General features: G+C 68.1%; 16 protein-coding genes and 1 tRNA gene. 14 read left to right on the top strand and 3 right to left on the bottom strand.

Annotated features, from left to right (window positions below; genetic code table 11):
• Window positions 1–30: 30 nt before the first annotated feature.
• Window positions 31–1,350 carry a DNA-processing protein DprA gene (gene dprA, locus WS46_RS23370; protein ID WP_059691916.1) on the bottom strand — a complete coding sequence of 440 codons (1,320 nt, stop codon included), beginning with the start codon at window positions 1,348–1,350 and terminating at the stop codon, window positions 31–33.
• A 184-nt stretch (window positions 1,351–1,534) separates the two neighbouring features.
• On the opposite strand from dprA, the gene def reads away from it, so the two are divergent.
• The 14 genes from def to WS46_RS23440 all read left to right on the top strand — a co-directional run bounded on the left by def (window position 1,535) and on the right by WS46_RS23440 (window position 14,273).
• Complete coding sequence (def, locus tag WS46_RS23375; RefSeq protein WP_059691917.1) at window positions 1,535–2,038, top strand: peptide deformylase; 504 nt, start codon at window positions 1,535–1,537, stop codon at window positions 2,036–2,038.
• A gap of 34 nt (window positions 2,039–2,072) precedes the next feature.
• Complete coding sequence (fmt, locus tag WS46_RS23380; RefSeq protein WP_059691918.1) at window positions 2,073–3,068, top strand: methionyl-tRNA formyltransferase; 996 nt, start codon at window positions 2,073–2,075, stop codon at window positions 3,066–3,068.
• 110 nt (window positions 3,069–3,178) lie between these two features.
• A complete protein-coding gene (locus tag WS46_RS23385) occupies window positions 3,179–3,820 on the top strand; it encodes a LysE family translocator (protein WP_059691919.1) in 642 nt (213 codons plus the stop codon).
• A gap of 101 nt (window positions 3,821–3,921) precedes the next feature.
• Complete coding sequence (gene htpX, locus WS46_RS23390) at window positions 3,922–4,779, top strand: zinc metalloprotease HtpX (protein ID WP_059691976.1); 858 nt, start codon at window positions 3,922–3,924, stop codon at window positions 4,777–4,779.
• 175 nt (window positions 4,780–4,954) lie between these two features.
• On the top strand, window positions 4,955–6,343 hold the full coding sequence (gene rsmB, locus WS46_RS23395) for a 16S rRNA (cytosine(967)-C(5))-methyltransferase RsmB (protein ID WP_059691920.1): 1,389 nt from the start codon (window positions 4,955–4,957) through the stop codon (window positions 6,341–6,343).
• Complete coding sequence (locus WS46_RS23400; RefSeq protein ID WP_059535132.1) at window positions 6,340–6,930, top strand: DUF4390 domain-containing protein; 591 nt, start codon at window positions 6,340–6,342, stop codon at window positions 6,928–6,930. The genes rsmB and WS46_RS23400 overlap by 4 nt, the downstream gene beginning before the upstream one ends.
• Window positions 6,920–9,334 carry a sensor histidine kinase EsaS gene (gene esaS, locus WS46_RS23405; protein ID WP_059534923.1) on the top strand — a complete coding sequence of 805 codons (2,415 nt, stop codon included), beginning with the start codon at window positions 6,920–6,922 and terminating at the stop codon, window positions 9,332–9,334. The genes WS46_RS23400 and esaS overlap by 11 nt, the downstream gene beginning before the upstream one ends.
• Entirely contained in the window at window positions 9,335–10,036 is a 702-nt protein-coding gene (esaR, locus tag WS46_RS23410; protein WP_059534925.1) for a response regulator transcription factor EsaR, read from the top strand.
• A 61-nt stretch (window positions 10,037–10,097) separates the two neighbouring features.
• Window positions 10,098–10,173 (top strand) — tRNA-Phe (locus WS46_RS23415).
• Window positions 10,174–10,523: 350 nt separating this feature from the next.
• Window positions 10,524–11,258 (top strand): 7-cyano-7-deazaguanine synthase QueC, encoded by a 735-nt coding sequence (gene queC, locus WS46_RS23420; RefSeq protein ID WP_059534927.1) that lies wholly within the window; start codon window positions 10,524–10,526, stop codon window positions 11,256–11,258.
• A gap of 75 nt (window positions 11,259–11,333) precedes the next feature.
• On the top strand, window positions 11,334–11,966 hold the full coding sequence (queE, locus tag WS46_RS23425; RefSeq protein ID WP_059468636.1) for a 7-carboxy-7-deazaguanine synthase: 633 nt from the start codon (window positions 11,334–11,336) through the stop codon (window positions 11,964–11,966).
• A gap of 18 nt (window positions 11,967–11,984) precedes the next feature.
• Entirely contained in the window at window positions 11,985–12,437 is a 453-nt protein-coding gene (gene queD, locus WS46_RS23430) for a 6-carboxytetrahydropterin synthase QueD (protein ID WP_044847357.1), read from the top strand.
• A gap of 277 nt (window positions 12,438–12,714) precedes the next feature.
• Entirely contained in the window at window positions 12,715–13,500 is a 786-nt protein-coding gene (locus WS46_RS23435) for an HpcH/HpaI aldolase/citrate lyase family protein (RefSeq protein ID WP_059534929.1), read from the top strand.
• Window positions 13,497–14,273, top strand: a complete 777-nt coding sequence (locus WS46_RS23440) for a tetratricopeptide repeat protein (RefSeq protein ID WP_059691921.1) — start codon at window positions 13,497–13,499, stop codon at window positions 14,271–14,273. The genes WS46_RS23435 and WS46_RS23440 overlap by 4 nt, the downstream gene beginning before the upstream one ends.
• Window positions 14,274–14,381: 108 nt before the next feature.
• Here the strand turns inward: WS46_RS23440 and rodA are convergent, their stop codons facing one another.
• Both rodA and mrdA read right to left on the bottom strand, forming a co-directional pair.
• Window positions 14,382–15,530, bottom strand: a complete 1,149-nt coding sequence (gene rodA / locus WS46_RS23445; RefSeq protein WP_059534933.1) for a rod shape-determining protein RodA — start codon at window positions 15,528–15,530, stop codon at window positions 14,382–14,384.
• 11 nt (window positions 15,531–15,541) lie between these two features.
• Window positions 15,542–17,827 (bottom strand): penicillin-binding protein 2, encoded by a 2,286-nt coding sequence (gene mrdA / locus WS46_RS23450; protein ID WP_059691922.1) that lies wholly within the window; start codon window positions 17,825–17,827, stop codon window positions 15,542–15,544.
• Window positions 17,828–17,842 lie beyond the last annotated feature (15 nt).

Consider the following 17,842-nt stretch of genomic DNA (forward strand, 5'->3'; position numbering starts at 1 on the left):
CTCGGGGTTGCGTCGGCGGCACGGCCGCCTCTATGCGGGGGACTGTAGCACGCCGGACGCGGGCGGGGTGGGCGTTGCGTCAAGCCGCGCGAAGCGTCCGCCGGGCATGCTCGCCACGCGGCCGGCCAGTTCGAGCCCGAGTAGCGCGCGGTGCAGCGCGTCGTCGGACAGACCGGTGTGCTCGGCAAGCCACTCGTAAGTAACGGGGCCGTATCCCAGTGCGGCGAGCACGGACTGTTCGGCCGGGTTGTCGGTTGGCGTGCCGTCGTTCGCGGCGGGCGTGGCGACCGGAATGGCGGAACCGGCTTTCTCGACGTGCTCGCCCGCGCACCGCGCGGCAGTGTCAGTTGTTCCACTGTTATCGCGGCGCGAACGCGAATTCTCCGCGCGGCCGGCGTGAACAGCCGGTTCGCCCAACCCGTATTCCTCGAGCACGTCGAGCGGCGTCGTGGTGAGCTTCGCGCCGTCGCGGATCAGCGCGTGGCAGCCCTGCGCGAGCGGCGCGTGGATCGAGCCCGGCATCGCGAACACGTCGCGGCCCAGCTCGTTCGCGAGCCGCGCGGTGATCAGCGAGCCGGAGCGCGGCGCGGCTTCGACGACGAGCGCGCCGAGCGCGAGCGCAGCGATCAGCCGGTTGCGCTGCGGGAAATGCGCCGCCCGCGCGGGTGTGCCGAGCGGCCATTCGGAAACGATCGCGCCGCGTGCGGCAATTTCGTGCGCAAGGGGGCGGTGCCGAGCCGGATAGACGAGATCGGCGCCCGTCGCGATCACCGCGACCGTGCCGGCGCGGCCGTCGAGCCCGCCGCGATGTGCGGCGCCGTCGATGCCGAGCGCGAGACCGGAGACGATCACGAGGCCCGCATCGGACAGCGCATGCGAGAAGCGTGTGGCGTCCGCGAGCCCCTGCGGCGTCGCATGTCGGCTGCCGACCACGGCGAGCCCGCGCGCATGCAGCAAGTCGAGCCTGCCCTTTACATATAGCAGCGGTGGCGGATCGTGCAGGTCGCGCAGCCGCGGCGGATAGACGGGATCGTTGAGCGTGACGAGCGCGTTGCCCGGTGCGTCGAGCCATGCCAGTGCGGCGTCGGTGCGGGCGTCGAGGTCGTTCCGCTGGCTGGTGCGCACCGCCCGCGCGGCGGCGGCGCTGCTCGCCGCACCGATGGCCTGGTCGGATGCGCGCAGCAGCGCCGTCGGCGAGCCGAATGCATCGAGCAGCGCACGCAGCACGGCGGGCGGGAGTCCCGGTGCATGCGCGAGCTGCAGCCACGCACGCAACGCGGAGGTCGTCAGCGCTTGCGGCGACATGAGGTTCCCCTCGAATGCGACGGCCAGCGAACAGCGTGGCGCCATGATAAAATTTTCATCATCCGAAATACTCGACAGGGCCGCGCGCACGAGCGTCCGGCCAATTGCAGGAGGCAGACCCGCGGCATTGACATGCCGCGCGTCCGCCTCATCTTCATTGCATCCCGGCGGCGGCGCCAGCCGGCCGGATGGCCGATGCGGCGCGCCGCTCCACCGAATACCGAACACCATGGCTTTGCTGAACATTCTTCATTACCCCGACAAGCGGCTGCACAAGGTCGCCAAGCCCGTCGACAAGGTCGACGACCGGATCCGCAAGCTCGTCGCCGACATGGCCGAAACCATGTACGCCGCGCCGGGCATCGGCCTCGCGGCGACGCAGGTCGACGTGCACGAGCGCGTGATCGTGATCGACGTCTCCGAGGAGAAGAACGAGCTGCGCGCGTTCATCAACCCCGAGATCATCTGGTCGAGCGACGTGAAACAGATCTACGAGGAGGGCTGCCTGTCGGTGCCCGGGATCTACGACGAAGTCGAGCGTCCCGACCACGTGCGTGTGCGTGCGCTCAACGAGCAGGGCGAAATCTTCGAGCTCGACTGCGAGGGCCTTCTCGCCGTGTGCGTGCAGCACGAGATGGATCACCTGATGGGTCGCGTGTTCGTCGAATACCTGTCGCCGCTGAAGCAGACCCGTATCAAGACGAAGATGAAGAAACTCGAACGCGCGATGTGACGCGCGTTTGCCCAGCCCGATCCCGAACGCTGTCATGACCCATACGTTGCGCGTGATTTTTGCCGGCACGCCGGAATTCGCCGCGGCCGCACTCGCCGCGATCCACGAGGCCGGTTTCCCCGTGCCGCTCGTGCTCACCCAGCCCGACCGCCCCGCCGGGCGCGGGATGAAACTGCAGGCGAGCGCCGTGAAGCGCTATGCCGTCGAGCACGGGATGCCCGTCGCGCAGCCGACGTCGCTGCGCCGCGCGGGCAAATACCCGGAGGAAGCGGCCGACGCGATCGAGCTGCTGCGCGCGACACCGCACGACGTGATGGTGGTCGCCGCATACGGCCTGCTGCTGCCGCAGGAAGTGCTCGACATTCCGCGCGCCGGCTGCATCAACATCCACGCGTCGCTGCTGCCGCGCTGGCGCGGCGCCGCGCCGATCCATCGCGCGATCGAAGCCGGTGACGCCGAGACGGGCGTCACGCTGATGCAGATGGACGTCGGCCTCGACACCGGCGCGATGATCGAGGAAGCGCGCCTCGCGATCGCGCCCGACGATACGACCGCGACGCTTCACGACCGGCTGGCCGCCGACGGTGCGCGCCTGATCGTCGACGCGCTGGTGCGGCTCGAGCGCGACGGCGCGCTGCCCGCCACTCCGCAGCCGGCCGACGGCGTGACCTACGCGGAAAAGATCGGCAAGCACGAAGCGGCGCTCGACTGGCGCAAGCCGGCCGACGTGCTCGCGCGCCAGGTGCGCGCGTTCGACCCGTTCCCGGGCGGCGTCGCGATGCTCGACGGCGCGGCAATCAAGCTGTGGGCGGCCGAGCCGGTGGCGGCGCGCGGCGCGCTTGTCGACACGGCGCCCGGCACGATCGTCGAGGCTGCGCCGGAAGGCGTCGTCGTCGCATGCGGCGATGGCGGCGCGCTGCGCGTCACGCAACTGCAGAAGCCGGGCGGCAAGCGGCTGCCCGCGCGCGAATTCCTGGCCGGCTCGCCGCTCGCCGCGGGCCAGCGCTTCGCGTTGCCCGACGGGCTCTGAGCGTCATTCGACCCGACATGCCGATCATGCGCAATCGGCCGAATGGCCGAGTCGCGCGGCGCGGCAGGCGCGCGTAGAATTTCCCTGCGCTTTCCGGTTTCGAGGTTCTCATGCTTGGCATCACCCATTTCGGCTTTTTCGTGTTCGCGGTTTTTCTGTTGAACGTCACGCCCGGCCCCGATACGGCGTACATCGTCGGCCGCAGCGTCGCGCAGGGCCGTGGCGCGGGGCTGATGTCCGCGCTCGGCATCTCCGCCGGCTGCTGCGTGCATGCGCTTGCGTGTGCGTTCGGTCTGACCGCGCTGCTCGCGGCGTCGGCCGCCGCGTTCACGGTGATCAAGCTGGTCGGTGCCGCTTACCTGATTTACCTCGGCGTGCGCATGATCCTCGCGAAGCAGGCCGCCGCGCCGGCAGGCGCCGAGGCGGCGCGGGCCACGGCGGCGCGGCCGCTGCGACAGCTGTTCATGCAGGGTTTCTGGACCAACGTGCTGAACCCGAAGGTCGTGCTGTTCTTCGTGTCGTTCTTCCCGCAGTTCGTGTCGGCCGACAGCCCGCACAAGGCGCTGGCGTTCCTGGCGCTCGGTTCGGTGTTCGTCGCGATGAGCACGGTCTGGACCTGCATCGTCGCGTGGGTCGCGGGCAGCGTCACGCAGCGCTTTTCCGGCAAGCCGGGCGTCAGGAAGTGGCTTGACCGCACGGTGGGCAGCGCCTTCGTCGGCCTCGGGCTGCGGCTCGCGGCGACGCAACGCTGAAATTGAATTTTTCCGGCAAGACCTTATCTAACAAATCACTTACAATTTTCCGCCGTGCATCGTGATGTGCGGCGGGGTCCCCTGACGGATAAGGAGTGGGTATGTTCAATTGGGTCAAAACGGCGATGCTGATGGCCGCGATCACGGCCCTGTTCATCGTGATCGGCGGCATGATCGGCGGCTCGCGCGGCATGACGATCGCGCTGCTGTTCGCGGTCGGCATGAATTTCTTCTCGTACTGGTTCTCCGACAAGATGGTGCTGCGCATGTACAACGCGCAGGAAGTCGACGAGAACACGGCGCCGCAGTTCTACCGGATGGTGCGCGAACTCGCCACGCGCGCGAACCTGCCGATGCCGCGCGTCTACCTGATCAACGAGGACGCGCCGAACGCGTTCGCCACGGGCCGCAACCCCGAGCACGCGGCGGTCGCCGCGACGACGGGCATCCTGCGTGTGCTGTCCGAGCGCGAGATGCGCGGCGTGATGGCGCATGAGCTCGCGCACGTGAAGCATCGCGACATCCTGATTTCGACGATCACCGCGACGATGGCAGGCGCGATTTCGGCGCTGGCCAACTTCGCGATGTTCTTCGGCGGTCGCGACGAAAACGGCCGTCCGGCCAACCCGATCGCGGGGATCGCGGTCGCATTGCTCGCACCGATCGCCGGTGCGCTGATCCAGATGGCGATCTCGCGCGCGCGGGAGTTCGAGGCCGACCGCGGCGGCGCGCAGATCTCCGGCGATCCGCAGTCGCTCGCCACCGCGCTCGACAAGATCCATCGCTATGCGGCCGGCATCCCGTTCCAGGCGGCCGAAGCGCATCCGGCCACCGCGCAGATGATGATCATGAACCCGCTTCACGGCGGTGGTCTGCAGAATCTGTTCTCCACGCACCCGGCGACCGAGGAGCGCATCGCGCGTCTGATGGAGATGGCGCGTACCGGCCGCTTCGACTAAGCCGCGTCGCGCTCGACACGTCACCCCGCATGCCCTGCGCTGCGGGGTGTTTCATTTGTGCGCCCCGTAAAGGGGACGCATGACCTCACGCTACAATGCGCGGTTTGGAATCGCGGCGGCCACGCGGCCGCAGGGTTCCCGCCGCTCGCGGCGCCCGTTTGCCGATTTTGCTCCGATGACACGAACCCGCTTCTCTGCTCAGTCTTCCTCCGGCCGCGCCGCGCGCCTGTCCGCGCTGCATCTCGCGCCCGATTCGCTGGGCTTCGCACTCGACGCGGCCGCGCAGGCCGTCGATGCGGTCCGGCGCGGCACCGCGCTGCCGGCGGCACTGGCCGCGGTGTTCGCGCAGATGCCGGCCGGCGCGCAGGCGCTGGCGCGCGGCGCGACGCAGGACGTCGCGTACCGGACGATGCGTCGTCTCGGCAGTGCGGACTGGCTGATCGGCCGGCTCGTCAGCAAGGCGCCGCCCGCGCATGTGCATGCGGTGCTCGCCGGTGCGCTCGCGCTGCTGCTCGATCCGGAGGAAGCGGCCGCATATCCGGCATTCACGATCGTCGACCAGGCCGTGACCGTGATCGGCTCACGGCGCGAATTTGCGTTCGCGAAGGGGCTGGTCAACGCTGTGCTGCGGCGTTTCCAGCGTGAGCGCGACGCGCTCGTCGCGGCGATGCAGGATGATCCCGTCGCACGCTGGAATTACCGCACCTGGTGGGTCGATGCGGTGAAGCGTGCGTGGCCGGACGCCTGGCAGGCGATTCTTGCGGCCGGCGAGCGCCAGGGGCCTCTGACGCTGCGCGTGAACGCGCGCCGCGCGACCGTCGATGCGTATCTCGACACGCTGCGCGCGAGCGGAATCGACGCGACCGCGATCGGCCGCCATGCGGTGCGGCTCGCGTCGGCGCTACCGGTCGACCGCATTCCGGGCTTCGCCGACGGCGTCGTGTCGGTGCAGGATGCCGGTGCGCAGCTCGCGGCCGAATGGCTCGGTGCGCGCGACGGCATGCGCGTGCTCGACGCGTGCGCGGCACCGGGCGGCAAGACCGGGCATATCCTCGAACTGGCCGACGCCGAAGTCGTTGCGCTCGAAAGCGACGCGACCCGCGCGGCGCGCATCGGCGAGAACCTCGCGCGCCTGTCGCTCACGGCGGACGTGCGCGTCGGCGATGCGGGCGCGCCGGACGCGTGGTACGACGGCCGGCCGTTCGACCGCATCCTGGCCGACGTGCCGTGCTCGGCGTCCGGCATCGTGCGCCGTCATCCCGATATTCGCTGGCTGCGTCGCGAAGCCGACATCGCCGCGCTCGTCGCGGAGCAGCGCCGCATCCTGACGGCGTTGTGGCCGCTCGTGAAGCCGGGCGGCGAACTGCTCTACGTGACCTGTTCGATCTTCCCCGAGGAAGGTGAGTTGCAGGCTCGCTGGTTTGAAGCGGCCTGTGAAGATGCGGTACGATTGGACGCGCCCGGCCAACTGCTGCCGGGCGGCGTGCACGGCGGGGCGGCCGGCACACTCGACCAGAACACCGATCACGACGGATTTTTCTACGCGCGGTTTCAGAAACGGTGACGATCAAACACCTTTTTCCACTTCGGCTCGCGGCCGTCCTGCTGGTCGCGTTGACGCTGTGCCTGACTGTCGTTCGGCAGGCGCGCGCCGAGTCGATCGCCGTGCAGCGCGCATCGCTGCAGGCTGACGGAAGCGGCTGGAGCCTCGATGCCCGCTTCGATTTCGAGCTGAATCCGAACCTCGAGGATGCGGTCAACAAGGGCATCCCGCTTTACTTCACGACCGACTTCGAACTGGGCCGCGCGCGCTGGTACTGGTTCGACGAGCAGCCGGTGTCGGTGTCGCAGACGATCCGCCTGTCGTTCCAGCCGCTCACGCGCGAGTACCGCGTGTCGACGGGCGGGCTGCAACTCGGCTTCCCGTCGCTGAAGGACGCGCTCGCGGTCGTCCGGCACATCACGTCGTGGCACGTGATCGACCGCAACCAGGTGCGCGCCGGCGAAACCTACACCGCCTCGGTGCGGATGCAGCTCGATACGGCGCTGATGCCGAAGCCGTTCCAGGTCGACGCGGTGAACAACCGCGACTGGACGCTCGGGTCGGACTGGAAGCGCTTCACTTTCACGGTGACCGAACGTGCTAAATAAAGTGCGCCGCGCGGCCAGCGGGAAGAGCCTCCTCGTTCGCGTGATCGTCTCGACCGTCGCGCTCACGGCGCTGCTGCTGCTCGTGCTGCTCGCGGCCGCGAGCGCGAACACCGAATTCTTCGACCGCTACTACTCGTGGCTGTACGCGATGAACATCATCGTCGCGCTCGTGTTCCTGCTGGTGGTGCTCGGTCTGATCGGGATGATCGTCGTGCGCCTGAGGAAGGGCAAGTTCGGCACGCGGCTGCTCGCGAAGCTCGCGGTGTTCTTCGCGCTCGTCGGCGTGGTGCCGGGCGGGATCATCTACATCGTGTCGTATCAGTTCGTGTCGCGCAGTATCGAGTCGTGGTTCGACGTGAACGTCGAGACCGCGCTGACGGCCGGCCTGAACCTCGGCCGCGGGATGCTCGACGCGTCGCTGTCCGACCTGCAGACGAAGGCGCGGCTGATGTCGGACCAGCTCGCGAGCGTCGATGCGAACACGAACGGCACGACGCTCACGCTCCTGCGCCTGCGCGACCAGTTCGGCGTGCAGGATGCGACGATCGTCGAGCCGAGCCGCGGCGGCTCCGGCGCGGCGCCCGAGCTGCACATCGTCGCGCAGGCGTCGGGCAATTTCGCCGCGCTGATTCCGGACGACCTGCCGACGCCGCTGATGCTGAGTCAGGCGCGCGAACACGGCGCGTATGCGGCGATCGAGGGCGAGGTCGACGGCGACCCGCGCGCGCACGGCGCGAAGGGCGCGCTGCGGCTGCGCGTCGTGCGGCCGATTCCCGATGCGACGACGTCGCTGCTGCAACCGGCGGAGCGATTCCTGCAGCTCACGCAGCCGGTGCCGCCCACGCTTGCGCACAACGCCGACGCGGTGCAGCGCGCGTATCGCGAATATCAGGAAAAATCGCTCGGCCGCACCGGGCTGCGCAAGATGTACATCGGCACGCTGACGCTCGCGCTGTTCCTCGCGACCTTCATCGCGATGATGCTCGCGCTCGCGCTCGGCCAGCAGCTCGCGCGGCCGCTGTTCCTGCTCGCGCAGGGCACGAAGGAGGTGACGGAAGGCGACTACACGCCGAAGCGCGAGATCAAGTCGCGCGACGAACTCGGCTTCCTCACTCAGTCGTTCAATGCGATGACGCGCCAGTTGTCCGAGGCTCGGCAGGCGGTCGAGAAGAACCGCATCGCGCTCGAGCATTCGAAGACGTATCTCGAAAGCATCCTCGCGAACCTGACGGCCGGCGTGTTCGTGCTCGATCGCCAGTTCCGGCTGACGACGGCCAACCGCGGCGCCGAGCGGATCTTCCGGCAGCCGTTCAGCTCGATGATCGGCACGGCGCTCGACCGGATCGGCGTCGTCGCGGAATTCGGTGCGATGGTGCGCAAGGCGTTCGCCGATCGCGAAGCCGCTTCGGACGGCGGCAGCGGCGATCGCGGTCACTGGCAGCAGCAGTTCGCGATCGAGGTGCCGGGCGAAGCCGATCCGCTGACCTTGCTCGTGCGCGGCACGCGACTCGTGTCGACGGTCGAGGGCGAGGCCGACGATCCGCAGACGTCCGGCTACGTCGTCGTGTTCGACGACATCTCCGACGTGATTTCCGCGCAGCGTTCGGTCGCATGGGGCGAGGTCGCGCGACGCCTCGCGCACGAGATCAAGAACCCGCTGACGCCGATCCAGCTGTCGGCCGAGCGGCTGCAGATGAAGCTGTCCGACAAGCTCGCACCGCCCGATGCGGACGTGCTCAAGCGCGGCGCGACGATGATCGTCAACCAGGTGGCCGCGATGAAGCGGATGGTCGACGACTTCCGCGAATATGCGCGCACGCCGCCGGCGGTGCTCGCGAACCTGCAACTGAACGAACTGGCGAGCGAGGTGCTCGGGCTGTATGGTGTCGGCGAAGGCAAGAGCGCGATCGTCGCCGAACTCGCGCCATCGCTGCCGGTGATTCGCGGCGACGCGACGCAACTGCGCCAGGTGATTCACAACCTGCTGCAGAACGCGCAGGATTCGGTCGCGGAAGTCGCGCATCCGCGTGTGTTGATCGAAACCAAGACAGTAGAATATGGCGATCCCGACGCCGAGGGCAAAACGCGCGTCGCGGTACGTCTTACCGTGTCCGACAACGGGCCCGGTTTTCCGGCACGCATCCTGACCCGTGCGTTCGAGCCGTACGTGACGACGAAGGCGAAGGGCACGGGGCTCGGGCTGGCCACGGTCAAGAAAATCGTCGACGAGCACGGTGCGCGGATCGATCTGCGCAATCGCATGCACGGCGAGACCGTCGAGGGTGCGCAGGTGTCGATCCTGTTCCTGCAGATGGCGAGCGATACGCCAGGCGCCGAATCCGGCGCGCAGGGCGGGACGGCTCCCGCCAAGACAAAAGCAAGTGTGCAGACAAAGGCAGCGTAAATGGCAACCATCCTGGTGGTAGATGATGAAATGGGCATCCGGGAATTGCTCTCGGAGATCCTCAGCGATGAAGGACATGTCGTCGAGGCGGCGGAGAACGCGCAGGCCGCGCGGGAATACCGCCTGAATCAGGCGCCCGATCTCGTGCTGCTCGATATCTGGATGCCCGATACCGACGGCGTCACGCTGCTCAAGGAATGGGCGGCGCAGGGCCTGTTGACGATGCCCGTGATCATGATGTCCGGGCACGCGACGATCGACACGGCCGTCGAGGCGACGAAGATCGGCGCGCTCGATTTCCTCGAGAAGCCGATCGCGCTGCAGAAGCTGCTGAAGTCCGTCGAGCACGGTCTCGCGCGCGGCGCGGCACCGGTGTCCGTCAACGCGGCGGCGAAAGCCGGTATCGGGCAAGCATCGGGGCCGGCGGCCGTCGCGTCCGCGGCCGCGCTGCCGACGCTCGGCGACGACATGGTCACGGCGCTCGGCCTCGCGGGCCAGACGGCCGCGATTCCGTTCGACATCCCGTTGCGCGAAGCGCGCGACGCATTCGAGCGCGCGTACTTCGAATATCACCTCGCGCGCGAGAACGGCAGCATGACGCGCGTCGCGGAGAAGACGGGCCTCGAGCGCACGCACCTCTATCGCAAGCTCAAGCAGCTCGGCGTCGAGCTCGGCAAGAAGCCGTCCGAAGGCGCCGCATAAAATATTTCGCGAAAACACTTGCGCAAGTGATGAGGGCTGGATATACTTTCTCTTCTTCGTTGGCCCGGTAGCTCAGTTGGTAGAGCAGCGGATTGAAAATCCGCGTGTCGATGGTTCGATTCCGTCCCAGGCCACCAGCAGTTCCAACCCCAAGAATCGGAAGGTTCTTGGGGTTTTTCGTTTGTGGTGGGTTTGCGCGGCATCGGCGGCGCGCCCGGCAGCATTCGCCGGGGCGTGATAAAATCCGTGCCCGCTCAATGACTTAGCGCATCGCTTCATGCGCACGGCAGGGCAGCCCGCAGGCGCCGCCGTGACGCGCGGCAACGATGCCGCGCGATGGGCGGTATAAGCGCGCCGCCGCGTTCGCGGCCGACCGCGCTGCCTATACTGGTCGAGCCGGCGCAGGCCGGCACGCGTCGGGCCGTCCGGCGGCAGCCGGCCCCGGGGCGCAGCGCGACGCGAGCCTACACATTCACGGAGTATCACGGTGATTCGGACAGACGCTAAAGACGGCGCGCTCGTGTTGTTTTCCGGCGGGCAGGACTCGGCCACGTGCGTGGCCTGGGCCCTGGAACGCTATCAGACGGTCGAGACGCTCGGCTTCGATTACGGCCAGCGCCATCGCGTCGAACTCGAATGTCGCGAAGGCGTGCGCGATGCGCTGAAGCACCGGTTTCCCGCATGGGCGGGCCGCCTCGGCGACGATCACATGATCGATCTGTCGGTGCTCGGCGCGATCAGCGATACGGCGATGACGCGCACGATCGAGATCGAGACCGCGGCGAACGGATTGCCGAACACGTTCGTGCCGGGCCGCAACCTGCTGTTCATGACGATCGCGGCTGCGATCGCCTATCGCCGCGGTCTGCGCGTGCTGGTCGGCGGGATGTGCGAGACCGATTTCTCGGGCTACCCGGACTGCCGCGACGACACGATGAAGGCGCTGCAGGTTGCGCTGAACCTCGGGATGGATACGCGCGTCGTGCTCGAAACCCCGCTGATGTGGCTGGACAAGGCGCAGACGTGGCAACTCGCCGAGCAACTCGGCGGCGAGGCACTCGTCGAGCTGATCCGCGTCGAGACGCACACGTGCTACGTGGGCGAGCGCGCGGAGCTGCACGACTGGGGTTTCGGCTGCGGCGAATGCCCGGCCTGCAAGCTGCGCAAGCGCGGCTACGAGGCCTACCTGAAGGGCGAGCGGGTGACCGAAGCACCGCTGTGACGCGGGTGCGGCGGCAGCGCCGGATGAATAACGGATTCTGATCGACAACGAGCGGCGCGAGCCGGACGAAGCACGATGACTTACGCGGTCAAGGAAATTTTCTACACCTTGCAGGGCGAGGGCGCGAACGCGGGCCGTCCGGCGGTGTTCTGCCGGTTCGCCGGCTGCAATCTGTGGTCGGGCCGCGAAGAGGATCGTGCGGACGCCGTGTGCCGTTTCTGCGATACGGACTTCGTCGGCACCGACGGCGAGAACGGCGGCAAGTTCAAGGACGCCGAAGCGCTCGTCGCGACGATCGCCGGCCTGTGGCCGGACGGCGAAGCGCATCGCTTCGTCGTCTGCACGGGCGGCGAGCCGATGCTGCAGCTCGACCAGCCGCTCGTCGACGCGCTGCATGCGGCGGGCTTCGAGATCGCGATCGAGACCAACGGCTCGCTGCCCGTGCTCGAGACGATCGACTGGATCTGCGTGAGCCCGAAGGCCGACGCGCCGCTCGTCGTCACGAAAGGCAACGAATTGAAGGTCGTGATCCCGCAGGACAACCAGCGGCTTGCCGACTACGCGAAGCTCGATTTCGAGTATTTTCTCGTGCAGCCGATGGACGGCCCGTCGCGCGATCTCAATACGAAGCTCGCGATCGACTGGTGCAAGCGGCATCCGCAGTGGCGGCTGTCGATGCAGACCCACAAATATCTGAACATTCCCTGAGCCACGGCTTTTGACATCGTGCTGATTACCCGAAAACTCGAATTCGACGCGGGCCACCGCATTCCCGATCACCGCAGCCAGTGCCGGAACCTGCACGGCCACCGCTACGTGCTCGAAGTCACGCTGCGCGGCGATCTCGTCGATACCGAGGGGGCGCCCGACCGCGGCATGGTGATGGATTTCGCCGACGTGAAGGCGCTCGCGGTCGAGCACCTCGTCAACAAGTGGGATCACGCGTTCCTGGTCTACGCGCGCGACGAAGTCGTGCGCTCGTTCCTCGAGCAGATGGCCGACCACAAGACCGTCGTGCTCGACCGGATCCCGACCGTCGAGAACCTCGCGGCGATCGCATTCGACATCCTCGCGAACGTGTACGACGCGCACTACGGCGTGAACCTGCGCCTGGAACGCGTGCGCTTGTACGAAACGCCGAACTGCTGGGCCGACGTCGAACGCCAGCCCGGCCGCTGATCCTGCCGTTTCGGCAGCCTCGCCAACCGGCGCGGGCTGCCTGCCACCGCGCCGTGCGGCCTCGTCCGGCGCCGCTCCCCGCCTGTTCCCACATTCCGCGTAACGCCGCGCTATGATCGCTGCGTGGCACCGGAAAAACGCATCCGTGCGCCAGCGCGCGGCCCGCGTTGTCAGATCGGCCGCCCACGGCCGACTGACGTTCCAGGGCCCCGTGTTGCGCCCGCTTCGCTTGTTGCTTGTCCCGTTCGATTGCCGTTCCGTCCCGGAGGCCGTATCGATGAGCACGCTCACCAATTCCCTCAAACAACGTCTGCACGACGGCGACGAGCCGTTGTACGGCCTGTGGCTGTCGCTCGGCTGCGAAACGGCCGCGGAAGCGCTCGCGCACGCCGGCTACGACTGGCTCTGCATCGACATGGAGCACGCGCCGAACGACAGCCGCGACGTCGCGTCGCAACTGCGCGCGCTGGCCGCCGCGCACCTGCCGAGCGAGCCCGTCGTGCGCGTGCCGGGGCGCGAGCCGTGGCTCGTGAAGCGCGCGCTCGACGCCGGCGCGCGCACGCTGATGTTCCCGTGCATCGAGACGCCCGACGAGGCCGCGCACGCAGTGCGGCTCACGCGCTTCCCGTCGCCGGATTCCCCCGACGGGCTGCGCGGCGTGGCCGGCATGGTGCGTGCGGCGGCGTTCGGCATGCGCCGCGATTACCTGCAGACGGCGAACGCGCAGGTCGCGGTGATCGTGCAGATCGAATCGGCGCGCGGTATCGATGAAGTCGAGCGGATCGCCGCGACGCCGGGCGTCGACTGCCTGTTCGTCGGCCCGGCCGATCTGGCGGCGAGCCTCGGGCATCTCGGCGACAGCCGCCACCCGGACGTCGAAACCGCGATGGCGCGTGTGCTCGCGGCCGGCAAGCAGGCCGGCGTCGCGGTCGGCATCTTCGCGAACGATACCGCGACCGCGCGTCAGTATCGCGAGGCCGGCTACCGGATGATCACGCTGTCGGCCGACGTGAGCTGGCTGCTGCGCGCGACGCGCCAGGCGCTGCAGGAGGTGCGGTCATGAACGGCGGCGACGGCGCGAGGCCCGGCAGCGCGCGGCGTACGGCCGGCGTACGCACGCGGATCGGCACGATGCTCGGGCTGTGGGCCGTGTGCGTCGCGGCGGTCGCACAGAATGCGCCGCACGCGAAGCCGGACCCGGCGCGCGAGACGCAATCCGCGGTGGCCGACTACAACGCCGGCGACTACCGCGCGGCGCTGGTGCAGTTCCACGACGCGGCCGAACGCGGCGACCGGCTCGCGCAGTTCAACTACGCGATGATGCTGCTCACCGGCGTCGGCGTGACCGCGAACGTCGACGAGGGGCTGCGCTGGCTGAAGCGGGCGGCCGACGCGAACATGTCGCATGCGCAGTACGTGTACGGGCGGATGTTCGACGACGGCGAGTTCGTCGCGCGCAATCCGGCCGAAGCGCACCGCTGGTTCCTGCGTGCGGCGAAGCAGGGGCACGTGCAGGCCGAGCTGTCGCTCGCGAACCAGTTTCTCGACGGGCGCGGCACGCCGCGCGACAACCGGCAGGCGTTCGCGTGGTACAAGCAGGCAGCCGACGCGGGCGAGCCGACCGCGCAGTACGTGACCGCATCGTTCTACGAGCGCGGCGGCGACGGCGTCACGCAGAACCTGAACATCGCGCGCGCGTATTACGCGGCCGCGGCCGCGCAGGGCGACGAGACGGCCGGGCTGAAATTCAAGGAGCTGAGCGCGCGCCTGAAGACGCCGGAGCCGGCATCGGGCGCCGGCGCGGACCACGGGAGCCCGCGCGCGACGCCGCAGTGAGCGGGCGGCACGCACCGCATTCGACCTGCCCAAGGAAAAACGGCGCACGAGGCGCCGTTTTCTTTGCCGCAGACTGCTCTGGCGGCGACCGCGTGCCGTGCCGCGGCGTCAGCTCTTCATCAGCCGCCGCTGTCGCCCGACGCTCATGATCATCCCGATCGCGATGCCGAGCGTCGTGAGCGCGGTGCCGCCGTAGCTCATGAACGGCAACGGCACGCCGACGACGGGCAGCACGCCGCTCACCATCCCGATGTTGACGAACGCATAGACGAAGAACGCGAGCGTGAGCGAGCCCGCGAGCAGCCGGCCGAACAGCGTGGCGCCCTGCGCGGCGATGTAGAGCCCGCGCGCGATCAGCGCCATGTAGAGCGTCAGCAGCACGAGGCCGCCTGCGAGCCCCCATTCCTCCGAGAACACCGCGAAGATGAAGTCGGTATGTTTCTCCGGAATGAACTCGAGGTGGGCTTGCGTGCCCTTCAGATAGCCCTTGCCGAGCACGCCGCCCGAGCCGATCGCGATCACGGCCTGGATCGTGTGGAAGCCCTTGCCGAGCGGGTCGGAAGTCGGGTCGAGCAGCGTGCATACGCGGTGCTTCTGGTAGTCGTGCATCAGCGGCCACTGCACGTCGGGCTGGCAGATGCGCTCTTCGAACACGGCGATCGAGCCGACCGCGATCACGCCCGCGACGAGCACCGGCACGATCAGCTTGAACGACAGGCCGGCGAGGTAGATCACGAAGAAGCCGGCCGCGAACACGAGCAGGCCCGTGCCGAGGTCGGGCTGCTTGGCGATCAACCCGACCGGCACCATCAGGATCCCGAACGCGGCGACGAAGTCGTACCAGCGCAGCCCGCCTTCGCGGCGCTGGTAATACCACGCGAGCATCAGCGGTGTCGCGATCTTGAGGATTTCCGACGGCTGGATCACGACGCCGACATTCAGCCAGCGCTTCGCGCCCTTCTTGGTCATCCCGAACAGCGCGACCGCAATCAGCAGCGCGACCCCGAACGAATACAGCGGGACCGCGAAGCGCATCAGCGTCGTCGGCGGAATGTTGGCGATCACCCACATCAGCACGAACGTCAGCAGGATGTTGCGCAATTGGTCCTCGACGCGGCCCGGCATGTCGATCGACGCGCTGTACAGCGTGACGATGCCGACGCACAGCAGCAGGAACACGATGAGGGCGAGCGGGCGGTCGAAGCCCGCGAACATCTGCTTGATCTTGTCGAGCCAGGCGCGCTTGTCGAATTGCATGCCTTTCTCCGTTAATGAGCGGTGCCGGCGTTCGCCGCTTTCGCGGCGGCCAGGGCACGGGAGTTGTCGTCGCGCGGCGCGGTGGCGAGCGGCTGCGCGTCGCTGGCGGGCCGGCGCGGCCGGTGCGGGTGCCGGATCGGCGGCAGGCTCGCGGCCATCGGCGCTGCCGCACTCGCGACGGCCGGTTGCGCCGCGCTTGCCCCGGCCGCACCCGATGCAGCGGGCGCCGACGCGGCCGATGCCGCATCCGCCGCGCTGGCCGCGGTCGGCACGACGGGCTGCGCAAGCGCCTTGAAGCCGGCCGCGACGGACACGGTCTTCGAGGCATCGCCGATCACCGGTGCGTTGATCGGCTCGGTCGCCGACGCAGCGGCGGCGACGGCGGCCGCCTCGTTCTCCGGTTTCTGGCGATCGACGAGGTAGAAATCGAGCACGCGGCGTGCGATCGGGCCCGCGGCCTGCGCGCCCCAACCGCCGTTCTCGACGACCAGCGCGATAGCGATCTGCGGATGGTCGACCGGCGCGTACGCGATGAACAGCGCGTGGTCGCGCAAGTGCTCGGCGAGCAGGTGGCCCTTGTAGTTCGAGCCCTGCAGCGAGAACACCTGCGCGGTGCCGGTCTTGCCGGCCGCGAGGTACGGCGCGCCGCGGAACACCTTGTACGCGGTGCCGGACGGGTTTTCGATCACGTTCTCCATCCCGCGCTTCACGACGTCGATGTCGGCCTGCTTGAGCGGAATCGTTTCGCTTTCCTTCGGCACGGTCAGATGGCGCCCGCGCGTGATGGGATCCTCGACTTCCTTCACGAGGTGGGGCTTCATCACGACGCCGTTGTTCGCGAGCGTCGCGGTGGCGTGCGCGAGCTGCAGGATCGTGAACGAGTTGTAGCCCTGGCCGATCCCGAGGCTGATCGTCTCGCCGTCGAACCACTTCTGCTGCGCGGCCTTCTTGAACGCTTTCTTCTTCCAGTCGGTCGACGGCAGGATCCCGCGCGCTTCGCCCTGGATGTCGATGCCGGTGATCTGGCCGAAACCGAACGGCTTCATGAAGTTCGCGATCGCGTTCACGCCGAGGTCGCGCGCGAGCATGTAGAAGTAGGTGTCGTTCGACACCATGATCGCCTTGTTCATGTCGACCCAGCCCTGGCCCGAGCGCACGTCGTTGCGGAACGTGTGGCCGCCGAACGTGAAGTAGCCGGGATCCTGGAAGCCCCAGCCCGGCGAGCGCTTGCCGAGCGTCAGGCCGGCCAGCGCCATGAACGGCTTGTACGTCGAGCCGGGCGGGTAGGTGCCGTGCAGCGGGCGGTTCAGGAGCGGCTTGTCGGTGGAGTTGTTCAGCTCGTCCCAGGTCTGCTGGTCGATGCCGTCGACGAACGAGTTCGGGTCGAAGCTCGGCGACGACACGAACGCGAGCACGTCGCCCGACTTCGGCTCGATCGCGACGAGCGCGCCGCGCTTGCCGGCAAACGCCTGCTCGGCGACCTGCTGCAGCCCGATGTCGAGCGACAGCACGAGGTTGTTGCCGGGCGTCGCCTGCGTGCGCGACAGCGTGCGCACGGGCCGGCCACCGGCCGTCACCTCGACTTCCTCGAAGCCGGTGAGGCCATGCAGCTCGGTTTCGTAGCTCTGCTCGACGCCGATCTTGCCGATGTAGTCGGTGCCCTTGTAGTTGTTCGCGTCGCGACGCGGATCGTAGTGTTCCTGGTCGCTGTCGTTGTCGTCGCTGATCGCGTCGATGCGATCCTGGTCGCGCTTCGAGATTCGGCCGATGTAGCCGATCACGTGCGCGGCCGTCGTGCCGAGCGGGTATTGGCGGAACAGGCGCGCGCGCACGTCGACGCCGGGGAAGCGGAAGCGCTGCGCGGTGAAGCGCGCGACTTCCGCGTCGGTGAGGCGCGTGCGGATCGGCAGGCTCTCGAAGTTCTTCGAGTCTTCCTGCAGCTTCTTGAAGCGGCGGCGGTCGCGCGCGTCGATCGGGATGATCGCGGACAGCTTGTCGATCGTGTTGTCGAGCGTGTCGTCGAGCTTCGACGGCGTGATCTCGAGCGTGTACGCCGAATAGTTCTTCGCGAGGACCACGCCGTTGCGATCGGTGATGATCCCGCGGTTCGGCACGATCGGCGCGACCGAAATGCGGTTTTCCTCGGCCTGCAGCGCGTATTTGCCGTGCTGCATCAACTGCAGGTAGAAGAAGCGGCTCGCGAGCAGCCCGAAGCAGACGAACACGAACACGCCCGCCGCCGCGACGCGCAGGCGGAACTTCGAGAGCTGCTGTTGGGTGTCGTTGAATTCGGTCATGCGGTTACGATCGGT

This window comes from Burkholderia sp. RF4-BP95 (genome assembly GCF_001521985.1).
In the GTDB taxonomy this organism is placed as follows: domain Bacteria; phylum Pseudomonadota; class Gammaproteobacteria; order Burkholderiales; family Burkholderiaceae; genus Burkholderia; species Burkholderia diffusa.

Excerpts from the sequence above, each read along its gene's own strand:
- dprA (WP_059691916.1), bottom strand. The coding sequence starts at position 1,350 with ATGGCGCCACGCTGTTCGCTGGCCGTCGCATTCGAGGGGAACCTCATG.
- def (WP_059691917.1), top strand. The coding sequence starts at position 1,535 with ATGGCTTTGCTGAACATTCTTCATTACCCCGACAAGCGGCTGCACAAG.
- fmt (WP_059691918.1), top strand. The coding sequence starts at position 2,073 with ATGACCCATACGTTGCGCGTGATTTTTGCCGGCACGCCGGAATTCGCC.
- WS46_RS23385 (WP_059691919.1), top strand. The coding sequence starts at position 3,179 with ATGCTTGGCATCACCCATTTCGGCTTTTTCGTGTTCGCGGTTTTTCTG.
- htpX (WP_059691976.1), top strand. The coding sequence starts at position 3,922 with ATGTTCAATTGGGTCAAAACGGCGATGCTGATGGCCGCGATCACGGCC.
- rsmB (WP_059691920.1), top strand. The coding sequence starts at position 4,955 with ATGACACGAACCCGCTTCTCTGCTCAGTCTTCCTCCGGCCGCGCCGCG.
- esaR (WP_059534925.1), top strand. The coding sequence starts at position 9,335 with ATGGCAACCATCCTGGTGGTAGATGATGAAATGGGCATCCGGGAATTG.
- queE (WP_059468636.1), top strand. The coding sequence starts at position 11,334 with ATGACTTACGCGGTCAAGGAAATTTTCTACACCTTGCAGGGCGAGGGC.
- WS46_RS23435 (WP_059534929.1), top strand. The coding sequence starts at position 12,715 with ATGAGCACGCTCACCAATTCCCTCAAACAACGTCTGCACGACGGCGAC.
- WS46_RS23440 (WP_059691921.1), top strand. The coding sequence starts at position 13,497 with ATGAACGGCGGCGACGGCGCGAGGCCCGGCAGCGCGCGGCGTACGGCC.
- rodA (WP_059534933.1), bottom strand. The coding sequence starts at position 15,530 with ATGCAATTCGACAAGCGCGCCTGGCTCGACAAGATCAAGCAGATGTTC.
- mrdA (WP_059691922.1), bottom strand. The coding sequence starts at position 17,827 with ATGACCGAATTCAACGACACCCAACAGCAGCTCTCGAAGTTCCGCCTG.